At 47.7% G+C, this 16,044-nt stretch carries 10 protein-coding genes and 2 pseudogenes; 4 read left to right on the top strand and 8 right to left on the bottom strand.

The features are described from left to right. The first annotated feature begins 82 nt into the window (after positions 1-82). The gene (gene msrA, locus KGF65_RS07240) at positions 83-886 is read left to right on the top strand and encodes a peptide-methionine (S)-S-oxide reductase MsrA (protein ID WP_105923583.1); all 804 of its coding nucleotides are present in this window, start codon (positions 83-85) and stop codon (positions 884-886) included. Positions 887-1,106: 220 nt separating this feature from the next. On the opposite strand, the gene KGF65_RS07245 is transcribed toward msrA, so the two are convergent. Beyond that, the gene (locus tag KGF65_RS07245; RefSeq protein ID WP_181185326.1) at positions 1,107-3,506 is read right to left on the bottom strand and encodes a sigma factor-like helix-turn-helix DNA-binding protein; all 2,400 of its coding nucleotides are present in this window, start codon (positions 3,504-3,506) and stop codon (positions 1,107-1,109) included. 383 nt (positions 3,507-3,889) lie between these two features. Here KGF65_RS07245 and KGF65_RS07250 point away from each other — a divergent pair, with 383 nt between their 5' ends. The 3 genes and pseudogenes from KGF65_RS07250 (at position 3,890) to KGF65_RS07260 (ending at position 8,403) form a co-directional block, all read left to right on the top strand. After that, positions 3,890-6,844, top strand: coding sequence for a YhgE/Pip domain-containing protein (locus tag KGF65_RS07250; RefSeq protein WP_216748256.1), 2,955 nt, complete (start codon positions 3,890-3,892; stop codon positions 6,842-6,844). A gap of 422 nt (positions 6,845-7,266) precedes the next feature. After that, positions 7,267-7,651 (top strand): annotated as a pseudogene (gene mscL / locus KGF65_RS07255) (large-conductance mechanosensitive channel protein MscL). A gap of 104 nt (positions 7,652-7,755) precedes the next feature. Next, positions 7,756-8,403, top strand: a complete 648-nt coding sequence (locus KGF65_RS07260; protein ID WP_216788190.1) for a deoxynucleoside kinase — start codon at positions 7,756-7,758, stop codon at positions 8,401-8,403. Positions 8,404-8,533: 130 nt separating this feature from the next. On the opposite strand, the gene KGF65_RS07265 is transcribed toward KGF65_RS07260, so the two are convergent. The 7 genes and pseudogenes from KGF65_RS07265 to pepV form a co-directional block, all read right to left on the bottom strand. Further along, positions 8,534-9,220 carry a glycerophosphodiester phosphodiesterase family protein gene (locus KGF65_RS07265; protein ID WP_050340234.1) on the bottom strand — a complete coding sequence of 229 codons (687 nt, stop codon included), beginning with the start codon at positions 9,218-9,220 and terminating at the stop codon, positions 8,534-8,536. Positions 9,221-9,240: 20 nt separating this feature from the next. Further along, positions 9,241-10,605 carry an ABC transporter substrate-binding protein gene (locus tag KGF65_RS07270; protein WP_216748257.1) on the bottom strand — a complete coding sequence of 455 codons (1,365 nt, stop codon included), beginning with the start codon at positions 10,603-10,605 and terminating at the stop codon, positions 9,241-9,243. Then, positions 10,602-11,443 (bottom strand): annotated as a pseudogene (locus KGF65_RS07275) (carbohydrate ABC transporter permease). Before KGF65_RS07275 ends, KGF65_RS07270 begins: the two are co-directional and overlap by 4 nt. Beyond that, positions 11,443-12,408 carry a carbohydrate ABC transporter permease gene (locus tag KGF65_RS07280; RefSeq protein ID WP_088769734.1) on the bottom strand — a complete coding sequence of 322 codons (966 nt, stop codon included), beginning with the start codon at positions 12,406-12,408 and terminating at the stop codon, positions 11,443-11,445. The pseudogene KGF65_RS07275 and the gene KGF65_RS07280 overlap by 1 nt, the downstream one beginning before the upstream one ends. Beyond that, positions 12,383-13,492, bottom strand: a complete 1,110-nt coding sequence (locus tag KGF65_RS07285; RefSeq protein WP_216748258.1) for an ABC transporter ATP-binding protein — start codon at positions 13,490-13,492, stop codon at positions 12,383-12,385. Before KGF65_RS07285 ends, KGF65_RS07280 begins: the two co-directional genes overlap by 26 nt. Positions 13,493-13,800: 308 nt before the next feature. Then, complete coding sequence (locus KGF65_RS07290) at positions 13,801-14,307, bottom strand: universal stress protein (RefSeq protein WP_105923588.1); 507 nt, start codon at positions 14,305-14,307, stop codon at positions 13,801-13,803. A 91-nt stretch (positions 14,308-14,398) separates the two neighbouring features. Beyond that, positions 14,399-15,802 (bottom strand): dipeptidase PepV, encoded by a 1,404-nt coding sequence (pepV, locus tag KGF65_RS07295; RefSeq protein ID WP_101873773.1) that lies wholly within the window; start codon positions 15,800-15,802, stop codon positions 14,399-14,401. Positions 15,803-16,044: the final 242 nt, after the last annotated feature.

Below are 16,044 nucleotides of genomic sequence, written 5' to 3' on the forward strand. Positions count from 1 at the left end.
TCAAACGAACCAAACCAGAAACGAACTTAAATTCCCACGCCTCCCCCAACACAGTCAATCAACTAGCAGCGGGTGATTAATCATGAAAACAAATAATGCCGCGTTAATGCGCGACCTATACAACCTAATCTTAAATCCTGCGACCCGCGACTGGGAGCGGCATTTACTCGTTCAGGCCAAAGATAATCCGCAACAATTATCCCCAACTGGTCAATTGAAGCAGTTGGAAGCCGATTTACGGCCACTCGCGACTCGTGATAACCTCACGCCGGACGTGATGGATTTCTACTTGGCACTGACCGGCAACGGGTCCGTGGTGCCCAAATCAGATTATTCTGACACACCACAAATCGATGCTAGCCATGAAGAACGCGCCGTGTTTGCCGGCGGCTGTTTTTGGTGCATGGTCGAGCCCTTTGACCAACGTCCCGGAATTATTGCCGTCACTTCGGGCTATACGGGCGGTTCGTGGGCACAACCCACCTACGAGCAAGTTAGCGGTCAGTACACCGGCCACGTTGAAGCGGTCGAAATCAGGTATGACGCCCGTACAACGTCTTATCAGGAACTTGTCGAACTATACTGGCAACTGATCGACCCGACCGACCAGTTTGGACAGATTAATGACCGCGGCAACCAATATCGTCCGGTCATTTTCTACGCCAATCCAAGCCAAAAGGCAATTGCCACGGCGTCTAAACAAGCCGTCATTGATTCAAAGCGCTACAAACAACCGATCGTCGTGGCAATCGAACCACTAAATCATTTCTGGCCGGCTGAAAATTACCATCAGAATTTCTACCGCAAGCAACCGCAACGTTATCGGCGAATGAAAAAGGCGCATGACCATTATTTGAAGTGGCTGGCGTTTAAAAACAAGTTGTGACTCGTACTTCTTCTTGATATGCAACATCCGCTAAATAAGCGCAGTAGAAGGCGGCGTAATTCGCGTCAAATCATAACTATCAAAAAATTAGGCTGACCGGTCTCCGTTGGGACTAGTCAGCCTAATTTCATCTAAATTTCTTCATTAAAAATAAATTTTTTGATTAAATAAACGTTGATTTATTGGTCATGAGTAGCTTTTGAACCGTTTATGGCGCTCATTAAACATCGATTCCTAATTCTTGGTAAGTATCTTCATACATACTCAATTTATCTGGATAGATATGATTAGTCTCTGTTGAATACGCTAATTGGCCCTTAGCCAACTTCTCAAGTGCTCTTGTTCTAGTCACATCCAGGCCGAATTTAAGATTCAGCTCACGTAAAAAATCGTCGATATCACGTGACTGCCCACCCAGTTCTTGTGCAAAAAAATCATTTAATGGCGGACATTTTGGTGTCGGATGACTCTGATTAACATAGACTGAACCTCGCGTCTTGATGGTTCTAATGGACGGAATGGTGAAAATCAACCGTTCATACGCAAAGTCGCTCAGTTGAGATTTAGCCATAAAATCACTTTCAAAGCCTGAATCAAGCAACGATTTCCAAGTGAAAAAGACGTCATCCTCAATAAATGACATGATTTCTTGCAGAAACCGATCAATATCCGATTTGGTCACGCCAATGCGACCCAATCCCTTCGCCGTCAAGTAACGGGTCGAATCTATCGCAACCAGGTCATGTTGCAATTCCAAATTATACGCCTTGAATCTAAACCAGTTGTTCGGATAAGCTTGAACCTTCTCAACTGAAATTTCGTCATCCGCCAACCACAGTGCTCTAATTGCATCATTCAAAGAAGCATAAGATTTTTGCATTAACAGGGCACTTCGCTCGATGTAACCGAGTCGATCCATCAGTAATGGTGACACTTGTATCGACGGATCAACTAGCTTAATAATCGCTGCAGCCTGGTCATAAGGATATATTGGTTCATTGAGAACAACTTTCATTTTACGATAAAAATCTACATCACTGGGCAACTTAACATTCATATTGATCATATTGCGATGAATGTATGGCTTATAAGTTGTTCCCAAGTATGACCACATCGTTGGACGCTGAAGCGCAAAATTAGCTTCAAGGTAGTCAACGGTATCTGCCAATGATTGCCCGTCAAACTGTGAAAAAACACCAAGATAAAATTGCTCCTTGCACTGGGTATCATTCTTGATTGCCCCAATGTAAACCTGCGACTGACGAACAATTGTATTTAAGCGCTCAAACCGCTCATAGCCCAAGCCTTTTAACAAATTAGCTAACTCAGAACTTTCTTGCAGCCCTAGTTCGGCCATCAGCGACTGATTGTGGTCAAAAAAGTAATCAATCCCATAAATGCCATCTGCAACATCAAATAGTGCATTCAACTCGTCCAGATAGTCCAGTATATCGTGCAGATCCAACTCATAGTACCGAAAGTAGCCATTCGTTCGTTGAATAATATGTGCTTGACGTTCGATCTGGGCCAGTACCGCACGAGCCGAAATGGCAGTCGCCTGCATTTGACCATGAGCTTCAAAAAAGCTTTCCATTTGAACGACCATTTCATCATTATCAAAGACCCGTCGATTGTTAAACAGAATTTCATCAATCACATTGGCGGCCGAAAAAGGAACCACTTGATTCGCGTGATTAATGAATTTTCCGTGCTGATTCAATCGGGCCCCTAAAGCATCCGGTGCCACTTTATTCAGTGCGAGTAAGTATTGGTCCAATGACGCCAGCGTTTTAGGGCGTTTGTACTTAAGAGTCAAATAAGTATATATTTCCTCAGTCCCTTGAGTATAGTTTAAAAATTGATCGAGTTGGATATCATAAGTCAATACTAATTTGTGATATTTCTCAACATCGTCAAATAATGGAAGCTGCTGAACCATTTTGGCAATGATCTGACGAACACGCTCACGCGTCAGCCCATGTTCATCACCAATTTCTTGTAACGTCTTCCCTGACAAACGACTCACTAGGAGGTCTTTCTTCTTAAAGTCTAACGTTAAAAATGCCATTAACGTCTTCGGAATTTTCTCAACGCCAAACCACTTTTGAAGCTTTGCTGCGGTTCGCTGCTGATTTGCAACTTGCGCTAATCGCACACTCAAATCAACCTCTGGCTTGGTTTCAAGCTCCCGCTGTAATTCCGCTTGATTGGTGACTTTCCAATCAAGATAGGCTTGAACGAGGGCGGCATTTTCCATTGGATTTTTCCGCCAATCAGTTGGCATCTTCATCTGTTGCCTAATCATATCATCTAGTTGCGAGACCGTTCTGACCCCATTTCGTTGCAAGCTTCGGATTAACTTATCACTTGCGCCCACGATTGCTAGAAAGTACAGCGAATCAGCCAGATCAGGATGATTTTGCTGCCAGTTCACTTGAGCAGCTTCGATTTGACTCACCGCTTGGGCACTTTTACGACCCACTAATTGTTCCCACAATAATGCAACGTGCTGTTCATTGATTAAGTCATAAAAGTGACAAGTGGTGGGATCTAACTTATCAATTTTCCCCTGACTTACCCCTAAAGTGGCTAAGGCACAACACATGATTGGATTTTTCATAACAATAGCCATTCCTTTCGATTATCCGCCAATAATAACTTCAGCGTTAATGCAATTCCCCTACCCTTGCGTTTATTATAAATGTACGCTCATGTTCAAGAAAGCAAATCCGCAATTTCTAATCCAACTATATCCGGAAGTATACTTGAATTTTAATAGACCCCATCTATTCCCATCTGTAATGGGTGATCTGTTCGTCATACTAACAATCTCCAAATGTCAGCGCCGTTTTACACCCCACTTACGCCCCAAGTGTGGCATAAGCCTCACACGCGGGGAAACTGATGTGGCACTTCATTTAAAACCTGTTATTCTCATTGGTGCACAGGCGAATTTCCAGCGGTGTTACCTGACACCTTTCACCACAAGGGGGAGTAATGACAATGATTAAAGCAGAATGGGCCTATATGCAGCGCCACAAATTTATGATGATCGTCATGGCAATTATTATGTTGATTCCATCGATATACGCCGTCACATTTCTTCGGTCAATGTGGGATCCGTACGGACGGCTCAATCACTTACCGGTCGCTGTTGTCAACCAGGACCAGGCTGTCACTTACCAGGGCCACCGACTCAGTATCGGCCACGACCTGACGCACACACTCAAGCAATCCGATGCGCTGGAATTTCATGCGATGACGGCAGACCAAGCCCAAGCCGGATTAAAAAATGGCCGCTACTACATGGTTCTCACGATTCCTAAAAACTTCTCGCAGCACGCCACGACCTTGCTCAATCGGCACCCACAGGCGATGGTGCTGCACTATGACACGAGCGCTGGCCATAACTTTGTCGCTAGTAAAATGGCAACTTCCGCGGTCGGCTCGATTCGGACATCCGTCGCACAAACGATTACGACCAGCTATGCCAAGACGATGTTTGCAGCTATCAAGCAGCTAGATGGCGGTCTCAAAACCGCTGCGACGACTAATCAAAAACCCGCCACCGGTGGCACCCAACTGGCATCGGCCAATCGGCAGCTCGCCACACACCTTGATACGCTAGCTACCAGTTCACTGAAACTGGCACAAGGTAGTCAAACGATGCGTATCGGTTTAAATCGATATATTAACGGCGTCGACCAACTGCAAGCAGGTAATCAACAAGTCGTCGCTGGACTGACGCAACTACTCGTCAAAAGTAATCAGCTGGTGACTGGATTCGATCAACTTAATACCGGCGCTCAAGTGCTGAATCAGGGCGTCAATCGCTACGTCACCGGCGTTCAGCAAGTTAACGTCGGCACCACCACGGTTAATAACGGTGCCGGTCAAGTGGCGACTGGTGCTCAGCAATTCAGTCATGGCACGGCGCAATTAGCTACTGGGACGCAGCAATTTGGAACGGGACTGAATCGCTATGTGGACGGTGTGAGCCAGGTCAATACTGGTGCCACGAGTCTTAGCCGTGGCACCAGCCAGTTACAAGCTCAAACGACCCGTTTAACTGGCGCAACGACCGCACTTACGGATGGCGCTAGTCAGCTTAACACCGGTCTTCAAACGCTAGATTCACATAGTCAAACACTAACTGCCGGACTGCAACAGCTTCAAAATCAGCTGCAACACCGGACCAGCGACCAGGCAGCGCTCAACACAGCTGTGACCGCCTTGCAAAAGCAAGCGACGGGCAGTGACTTGACCACCGTTAACAGCGCACTCAACGCCCTGTCAGCAGCCATCAAGGCTAGTGCAACGGTCCACGCCAACGTCGCTGCAACAGCGGATCGTCAAAACCTAACTTCCACTCAAAAATCCGCCATTTTAGCGACGGTGGATCAGTCAACCAATCAGGACGCCATCAACGCTGCGCTTGCGAGTTTGACGACTGCACTCGCACAAGTTAAGCAGCCCACTGTTGACGCGATCGCCCTTACTAACGCCCTCAGCGTCATCAATCAGCAGCAGACGGTCCTCGCCGGCTCAGTCGCTCAGCTTGCTACCGGCGCACAAGGGTTGACTAACGGCATTCAAACTGCCGGAACAGCGGCCAGCCAACTGAACACTGGTTTGACCCAATTCAAGACCGACCTGCCACAGCTCACGACCGGCATCACGACGCTGGCCAATGGCGCAACGCAACTAGCTTGCGGAACGGCCGGACTCACGACCACTAGCTCACAGCTGACCCAGGGCTTCCAGGCGTTAAGCACAGGCACCGACCAACTTAACCAACGCAGTCAGCAGCTCGCCGCTGGTGCTGGTCAAGTCGCAGCGGGAACCCAACAATTAGCGACGGGAACGGCCCAACTCAGTAGCCAAGGCAACCAGCTCACCCGCGGCAGCAATCAAATCGCGACTGGACTTGGCACAATTCAGACTAAATTGCCTGGCCTCACGACTGGTATTACCCAACTTACTAACGGGGCGCAACGTGTCGGCAATGGTCTCAACCAACTCGCCGCTAACGGCAACACCTTAACGACTGGCAGCACCCAGCTCGCCAATGGTAATCAACAGTTAGCAAGTGGCGCGCAACAACTTGCCAACGGTGCGAACCAGGTCACGGCCGCTGACCAGACCATTCAAAGCGGCAATCAAACCTTGGCGACCAAATTAGGGACGGCTGCCAAGCAAGGCCAAGTCAACCCGTCCAAGTTGACGTATCAGCAAATCGCTAAACCGGTGACGACGACTCATTCAGATTCGGATCAGGCTGCCAACAACGGGACTGGCATGGCACCCTACATGTTAAGTGTGTCGCTCTTCGTCGGCGCGCTTGCCTTTAACATGATGTTTGATTTATATACGCCACGCAAGCATCCAAAATCCGCCTTCGAATGGTGGTGCAGTAAGGCAATCCTAGTGCTGGCCTCTTCACTGATGGAAAGCACCATTATGCTTGGGTTAATGATGCGAATCGATGCGCTCACACCGATTCATCCGTTCGCCACCTGGTTGGTGCTGATTCTGACGGCACTCCTATTCATGACGATCGTCGCCTGGCTGAACCTCGTCTTCGGTAAGGCCGGTGCCTTCTTCAGCATGGTCTTGCTGGTCCTGCAGCTCGGCGGTTCAGCCGGCACTTACCCGATTCAACTATCCGGCCGCTTTTTCCAGATGATTCACCCGTGGTTACCGATGAGCTACAGCGTTAACGGATTACGACAAACCTTAATGACTGGCAATTCCGCGCTTGGTGAGCTGGGCATCTTAGCACTGATTCTGGTGCTATTCGTTGCTTTTACTGGGCTGTTCTTCCTGCGTCGTTACCCACGGCTCGCACAAATTGATTTCGACGACCCGGCTGCCCTCAAAGCGACCCAGAGCAAACTAGCTACGCATATTCAGCGTCGGTTGCGAGCTAAAGCAAGCGATGGCCCCGACCTACACTAACCGAATATGATGATTGGTCAGTGCACCGCTTAATATTGACCACCTGTCTAAAAACGTCTCGCACACTTGTGTTGGGGCGTTTTTTGTATCGATTTTGTCAGTAACTGAACGCTTTTCGCGACTAACCGATATACTGGGGTTGATTCGAGCTTGTCGTGCCATGTTCCCGAAGTCTTGAATCCTAGTCACTAGCCACCGATAACGTGCCGGCTGTGCTCCCCATCCACCCCCCGCCTCAAGCACAGCGTCCACCAGATTAAGTCACTATCCAAACGAAACAAATCGTTAGTACGGGCAAAATTCGACCGCGTATGCTGTGGTTAACCACCAATTGCCCCGAAATTCATCTCGTATATCAATTGAGTCAACGTTTGATTTTGGCTATACTGTTATCAGCTAAACAAAAAAGGAGCGCTCGTCACATGATTAAAGAATTTAAGGAATTTATTGCTCGTGGGAACGTGATTGACTTGGCCGTTGGGGTCATTATCGGGTCTGCTTTTACCGCCATCGTCAAATCGTTGACCGATAACTTGATCAATCCGTTGATTGGGATTTTCCTAGGTCGTGTCGATTTATCCAACTTAAAAGTCAGTATCGGTGATGCCACTTTCAAGTACGGGTCATTTTTGAATGCCATCATTAATTTCTTCATCGTCGCCATCGTTGTGTTCATTCTGGTGAAAATTATTAATAAAGTCGTTAAAAATGAACCGGAAGAAACTGAGGATGAAGAAGAAGTCGATCTTTCCGCGCAATACTTTGGAAGAAATCCGTGATTTATTGAAGGAACAAGCCAAAAAATAGCCCAAAATAGCACCGAAGCAAATTTTTCATTAAAAGTCTATATGGTATTCCAACTTTTTTTGAGATACAATATATTGTGCAATTTTTTATAAAGAGGGGCTATCATGGTGATAATAACAGCAGGAATGATTGGGGTCGGCAAAACCACGTTAACGGGGCTGATTGCAGACCACCTTGGAACGAAGGCATTTTACGAACCGGTTGGCGACAACTCAGTACTGCCACTTTACTATTCGGATCCAAAGAATTACGGGTTCCTATTACAAATCTATTTCCTCAACAAGCGCTTTGCAATGATCAAGAAGGCATTGGCCGATGATAACAACGTTCTCGACCGCTCCATCTACGAAGATGCCCTCTTTACCAAAGAAAACAACGCTGAGGGTAATATTTCTGACACTGAGCTGAAAGTTTACTTGCAACTATTAGACAATATGATGACCGAATTAACTGAGTTGCCTAAAAAGGCGCCGGACTTGATGGTCTACTCCGAAACCGACTTCGATACGATCCTCTACCGGATCAAGAAGCGGGGTCGTGACTACGAACAATTCGATAACAATCCTGAACTTGAATCATATTACTACAAGATGTGGACCGCCTACCGCAAGTGGTATGACGAATATGATGCGAGTCCGAAGATGAAGATCGACTTACAACAATACGACTTAGAGAAACCTGAAAATCAACAAGCCGTACTCGCACAAATCGATGCTGAATTGGGTAAGATTCGCAACCCAGCCAGTGTTTAAGCTTTCGAATGATAAAAAGGAGTGGATTTCCGCCATGGAAATCCACTCCTTTTCTTATGCTGACAATTAATCACAACTATCAATAATTGATAAGTGCGTTTGAACTAACCTGTCGCGCTTCGAGCTGCACTTACATGGCCGCTCGTACTTGTTGCGCCAACTCAAAATTATTCGTAATGACCGCGTTAACGGCCGCTGCAAACAATTGTTGCATGACTGCCGGCTCATCAACGGTCCACACGCGTTCCGCAACTTCTTTCACCGGTTGGAAATGCTCGAGATGCACGCCTTCCAAATGTTCATGGGTGGCAAATTCATCTGGATTACCCAAATGTGCTGAGGTCAAAAAGGCGTACTTTTGACTGGCATCAATGGCATAGGCGCGCTTCAAGCTCTTCAAATTGAAGGACGAAAAGACGACCGGATAGACTAAATCTGTCTGCTTGATCATCCGCAGTACGATCCGTTCGATGCCAGGATAGAAGTGGCGGTCGGTCTTGAACTCTAGGTTTAAGTGTACCGGCTCACCACTGACGAGGCTCAAAAACTCTTGCAGTGATGGCACGGGTTCTCCGTTAGCCAGCTTGAAGTAACGTAACTGTTTGAAAGTCATATCGGCAATGGCACCCTCACCATCTGTGGTTCGATCGATGCGTTCATCGTGCATGATGACGGGCACCATGTCCTTGGTCAGATGCACATCAAATTCGAGTCCGTCGATATGATGGTTAATGGCGTAGGCGAAGCCCGCTAAGGAATTCTCTGGAAACTTCACGGGCACGCCGCGATGACCGTAAATTAATGACATATTTGGCACGTGGTTTCAACTCTTTTCGATTAATGACGACCGTTTGCACGGTTATTTGATTCTAACACTTGATTGTAAGTATTTTCAGCTGTTTGCAAAGATTTACGAATATCTTGACCCGCAAAAATTTGTTGCATCGCATTTTGAATGGCGGTCCGCGCTGGCACCCATCCGTCCACAAAGACACCCGAGTTGGTATTATTAGGTTTGGTGCGAGCCATTTGATTCCCAGAGACTTCCAACACTGGTGACTTCTTGAAGAGCTTCTTCAGTGTTGGTTCATCCTTGGCATCCTTATTAACAGCTAAGTAGCCGGTCTTGGCCTGCCAATCCGCTTGGACTTTCGGACTAGTCAAATACTTGGTGAATTCCCAAGCCCCGTCTTGAACAGCACTAGGCTTGTCATTTGCGATCCACAGCGCTGCTCCCCCAACAGCAATTCCGTTGGCCTTTTGACCATTTGGCCGTGGGAAGTATGTGACGCCGAGGTCGTTCTTCAAGACTTGATAGAGTTGGCCGGTCTTCGCTGATGACTGCATGAAAATCCCAAGGTGCCCCGATAAGAAGGAAGCTGCTTCATTGGCGGCCGCATTACCACCGGAACCAAAGTTCATGAAGTCACCGTAATCAATATTTTCTTTGACCCACTTCATGGCATTGATGGCGGCGGGACTCGTAAAGTTGACCTTCGTCGCATTACCGGTGTGACCATTATCATGATTAGCGACTGGAACGCCTGCATTGGCCACGAGTTGTTCGAAGAGCCATGAGTAGGCCTCCATGGTCATCCCCTTCACTTCGCCATGTGATTTATCATGAATCGCTTTGGCGACCCGCGTGATATCATCATAGGTTGGATCGACAGGTGGTGGTGTAATGCCGTACTTCCGCAGCACCGCTTTGTTGTAATAGAGGGCAGTTTGGGAGGCGTTGAACGGCATCGCTAATAATTGGTCCTTACGCATCACGATAGCCTTTGCCCCTGGAATAATCTGACTGGCATCATAGCCATCACGGTCGATGAACTTTTGCATCGGCGTGGTAAAACCACTATGATACATCTGACTCGTCGAGATGTCCATCGATTGGAACAACGCTGGCGATGCCGCGGTCCCGTGCGTATTGAGAATCTTCTGAATGAAGCCGTTGTAGCCGCCTTCGAATTCAGCGACCACTTCATATTTAGACTGCTGCTGATTAAAGGCTTTGACATAGGCATCGATTGCCTTTTGGCCGGGTCCCTTCATTTCATGCCAAAAGACGACTTTGATGCGGCCAGTATTGGCTTGCACCTGACTGCGATTATAGGCGAAGGCCCCCAGCGCGAGTACCAGAACAACTAATCCGAGTCCCCATTGCCAGGACCACCGCCATTTGTGCATCATTTTCATCATTTCACTGAGCCCTCGTTCAATCCAGATTTAAAGTAATGTTGCCCCCAGAATAGGACGATTAATGTCGGAATGACGACGATGGCAGCACTGGCTTGGACCAGGCCCAATTAGTCGCCGTTTCTTCAGAATGCAATTGACGCAGGCCATCTTGCACCGGCCGTAAACGATTCGAGAACGTCGTCAACATTGGCCACAAGTATTGGTTCCAACTTCCTAAGAAACTGTAGGCGGCTAACGTCAATAGACTGATTCGCGAATATGGTAGCGCGACCTTACGATAAAATTGCCAGTGGGATAAACCATCGACATCCGCGGCCTCTTTTAAGTCCCATGGAATCTGTTTGAACGCTTGCCGCAACATAAAAATCCCAAATGCGGAGGTCAAAAATGGAATTACCATCACCGCATAGTGGTCCAACAAGTGCATGGCACGGACGGTGTGGAAATTAGGAATGACCTCGGCTTCAAATGGCAGCATCATCGTCGCCAGGACCACGTAGAAGAGCTGATCCCGGTACTTAAATTCCAAGAACACAAAGGCGTAGGCTGCAATAGACGCGAAGAATAAGTGTGCAAACATCTGGATCAACGAAATCACCAAACTATTGAACAAATAGCGCAATATTGGCGTTTGAGTGAAGGCTTCATGGTAATTCTGCCAGGACATCACCCCGCTCAACGACCCTTTGGCGATGGCAGTCGTTGGTAAGAAACTCGTCCAGAGCCCTAAGATAAAGGGCAAGATAATGATCAGGGCTAACACGCTGAGTACCAGATATTTTAAAGCTAGTGCTACCCGCCGCCGGACGATGGCTTGATGGCCTAATGTATTTTCCATTAATAGTTCACCCGCTTTGCTAAAAGTTTGAATTGAACCACCGTGATAGCAGCAATGATGACCGCTAAGACGATTGACTCGGTACTTGCTAAGGCGTAATTACCGTCCACGAAGGCATCTTGATAAATACGATACACGAGTAAATTCGTCGCGTTGGTTGGGCCACCAGCAGTCATCAAATCAATCAAGCCAAAACTTTTGAAGGCTGAAATCAATGTGATCACGGCCACGAAGAATAGCGTTGGCGAAATCATCGGTAGCGTAATGTGCAGGAACTGGTAACGTCGATTCGTACCAGCCACATCTGCAGCATCATATAACGTCTTGGGCACTGATTGAAGCGCACCAAAGAAAATCAAAAAAGTAAAGCCCAGGTGCATCCAGACGCTGGTCATGATGACAGCGACCATCGCCCAATGTGGCTCCGTCAGCCAATTAACGGCCGGTAAATGCAGCCAAAGTGCCACTTTGTTGAGAACCCCAATTGACGGATTAAACATGAATAACCAGAAAATGGCTGAGACCGAGACCGAGACCCCCATTGTCGATGTAAAAATCGTCCGAAAGAACTCGATACCCCGCACTTTTTGGTTGGCGACGGCCGCTAACAATAAGCCACCAATCAAGGTAAAGACCGTCACACCAACGACGTAGAGTCCGGTGGCCTGCAAACTGGCCAAGTAACTCTTCGTACGCAACAAATGAATGTAATTTTGGAGCCCGACGAACACGGTCGGTTCCCCAAATGAATTGGTCAAAAAGAGGCTGAGATAAAAGGTCCGTAACATCGGATAAAAGACGAAGATGCTGAGTAACAACAGTGATGGGCCTAAAAACAGCCATGCATAATACTTATCGTTGCGCTTGAGCTCAAAGCTGACCGGTTGGGCCTGTGCCTGGTCGTTGGACTCTGGTGACAGTCCCGGTTTAGGACGTCGCTTAATGGACGGAAACGAATTGATCACTGGTTGCACCCCCTTCTTCTGCAATTAATTGTTCGTGTTCATCAAAGATAAAGACTTTACCACTGACTGTGACCGCAATGCGCTGATCTAGTGGTAGTTGAACTTGTCCAGCTTGAACGATTCGCAGGGCTTTGCCATTGTCGGCCATCGCTTCAATGATCGTCGTCTCACCTAAAGCTTCCACGTTCACGACGGTCGCATTACCTTCATTTGCGGCAACTGGGGTCGCGACCAGTTGATTAGGCCGAATCCCGACCGTGTACGTGCCGACGGTGATTGGCCGTTCTAAAGTGACTTGGAACCCTTCCGCCACTTGTAATTCACGGGTTGCTTTGCTCGACATCGTAGTTGCGGTTAACAAATTGATTTGGGGCGTCCCAAAGAATTGCGCCACAAAATGGTTGGCCGGATGATTGTAGATATCTAATGGCGTATCGATTTGTTGGACATGGTGGTCATTTAAGACCATCACGTGGTCAGCCATCGTCATCGCTTCAGTCTGGTCATGGGTCACGTAAATCAAAGTCAGGCCTAGCTTTCGCTGTAATTCACGAATCTCAGCACGCATCCGAACGCGCAGTTGGGCATCCAAATTGGAGAGCGGCTCGTCCATCAAACAAATCTTAGAATCACTGGCAATTGCACGCGCCAGGGCCACCCGTTGTCGTTGTCCACCAGACAATTCACGTGGCTTGCGGTCACGAAAGGCGGTTAAGTTAACCATGTTCAAGGCATCATTGACCCGTTGCTCGATTTCTTCAACGGGCATTTTACGTGCGCGCAATCCGAATGCCACGTTGTCGGCAACCGTTAGAAATGGATACAGCGCATAACTTTGAAAGACCATCGATAACTGGCGGTCCTTTGGTGGTACGGCATTCATCACTTGGTTGTTGATCAGGAGTCGCCCACTTGTGATTGGAATAATCCCCGCAATCATGCGTAACAGCGTGCTCTTACCACAACCGGATGGCCCGACAATGACCAACAACTCCCCATCTTGAATCTCAGCATTAACATCGTGCAAGACTGGTTGTTCATTCTTGTCATAAGCTTTCGTGACGCTTTGTAACTCAATTCCCATAGTGTTATCCCCTCGCATTACCCTTTGATTTGTCATTGATTTAACTTACTCTTAAATCATGACAGACCAACGTATCAGAACTGTTAGCATAATGTAAAAATAACGTATGGGTTATGTATTTTTTTCATAAACATCATTAAAGTTCAGGTGCCCACTCCTTAACTAAATTCTGAAAAGTCGCTCGTTTCAAAACGTCGGGGCACTTATCACCAGTCGTAAACACACGGCACTACAGCAAAAAAAGAGTGGCAACCATCTCAAATTGAAATGATTGCCACTCTTGAGTGAACAAGTGAAGCTAATTCAAATTAAAGTCGGCGCGTCGAACGCTTGCTGAATTTGACCGGCTGCTGATCTTCGTCAGTTCGAACGACCAACGTATCACAGGCGGCGTTGCGAATCACATAGGCCGCATTGGAGCCAATCAGTACCCGGGCCACATTATTCAAACCGGTCGCGCCAATGACGATTAAATCAGTGCCATAGCGTTCAGGGAGCGTCGTCGCCAGTAACAGCTTGGAGTTACCCGAATGCAAGTGAACCCGGACATCCGTGACACCCGCATCCACTGCTTGCTGACGGGCCTTTGCGAGGTTGGCTTTCAACATCGTCGTCAGTTCATTCAATGACTGCGGTGTGGTCGCGCCAAAACCCATCGGCCCCTGAGTCAGCCCAATAAACTTTTCAGTATTGATCACCGTCACAATATCCAGCGCGGCCTGTTGCTCAAGAGCAATCGTAATCGCTTTTTGCAAGGCCACCTGAGATTGGTGACTGGTATCAATTCCCACTAAAATTCGCTGTACGAGACTCATTCGTCGACACTCCTTTCAAATTCATCGTTTATCCGTAACCGACACGCATCATCACCGCAGCTGCCGCAAACATATGGCAGCCTAGCATCAATTATTTATCCGTCGCTAAAACGGCGATTGATTCCGCATAAATGGCCATTGCTGCCATTAATTCATCGATTGGCTGGAATTCATTGGCTTGATGCATCGTGTCTTCGGTATCAGGGAACAAGGCACCAAAAGCGACCCCACGTGCCATCATCCGGCCGTAAGTCCCACCACCGACGATTTGTGGTTGTGAGGCCGTATCACCGGTCTGACGGCGATAAACGTCCATTAAATCCTTAACGATTGGGTCTTCAGGATCAACATAGTGCGGTACCATAAAGTCCCCTTGGCTGACCGTCGCACCGGCTGGTAATTGGGCTTGCACTTTGGCCGTCAAGTCGGCTGGTTCGATGCCCTTAGGATAGCGGAAGTTCAAAGTTACTTGGCCACCCTTTTGATGGTCGAAACTGAGTAACCCTACGTTCATCGTTAAGTCACCCATCACGTCATCCGTATACGCCAATCCGAGTTCTTTAGCCCGTGAATCATCGTGTAATTTGTGCGCGATGAAGTCCAGGAAGGCAGCCGCATCGTCACCAAACGCATAGTTGGTTAAGAAAGTTGCGAGATAAGTGCCGGCGTTGATGCCGTTACGTGGTTCCATCCCATGCGCAGCCTTGCCGACCACTTCCAACTTGACACCTTCTGGAACGACAGTCAATTCACCAGTGACTGGTTGTTGGTCTAAAAACGCGGTAAAATCAGCCGCAAATTGTTCGTTGTCACTCGTTGACACGATAGCTTCGGCGTCACGTGGTACCATGTTTTCCCGTAAGCCAGCATCGAAGGAAACGAGGTTGAAGTCGCCACCATCTTCATGGCCGAATTGCAGTTGCAGACTCACATTCCCTTTTTCACCATTGATCAATGGGAACATCGCGTCAGGTGAGAAGCCCAAGGTTGGCGCAGGTTCAACTTCAAAGTACCGTTTCATCCCAGTCCAATTACTTTCTTCGTCCGTCCCAACAATGAACCGAATCTTCTTGTTGAGCTTCAAACCGAGTTCCTTGACGATTTTCAAGCCGTAATAGGCGGCCATTCCGGGACCCTTATCATCAGAAACACCGCGGGCATACATCTTGCCGTCCTTGATGGTTGGTTCGAATGGATCAGTATCCCAACCATTTCCGGCGGGCATTTCATCGACGTGGGCTAAAATTGCTAAGGTTTCATCACCTTCACCGATTTCAGCATAGCCAACGAGGTTATCGATGTTCTTCGTCTTGAAGCCATCCCGTTCGGCAATCGCCAAAAACGTCGTTAACGCTTGTTTAGGGCCTGGTCCAAGTGGGGCGTCATCGGTCGCCTGACTATCATCTCTAAAACTTGGTACCCGGAGCATCGTGGTCAAATCTGCTAAATAATCTTCTTGGTGCTTTGTCGCTTCATTTTTCCAATCAACTGACATGTCAAAATCCTCCCAGATATTCGGTCGCGCACTTCAGCATATTAAAACGCAACCACTGTTGTTATCTTAATTTTATCATAGCTCGCGGTAACTTAATAATCGTAAGTAACGGCTTTTAGAAAATGGTATACTCAAAGTATACGCAGGTGCGGCCACCAATGCGACTAAATGCCATCGCAACTGCATTTTGACGTCACAATATCACTGGCAAACGTGGCCGTATCTCAATCAATCAAATTTAG

This window comes from Lactiplantibacillus sp. 30.2.29, assembly GCF_018991255.1.
GTDB classification, from domain to species: Bacteria; Bacillota; Bacilli; order Lactobacillales; family Lactobacillaceae; genus Lactiplantibacillus; species Lactiplantibacillus pentosus.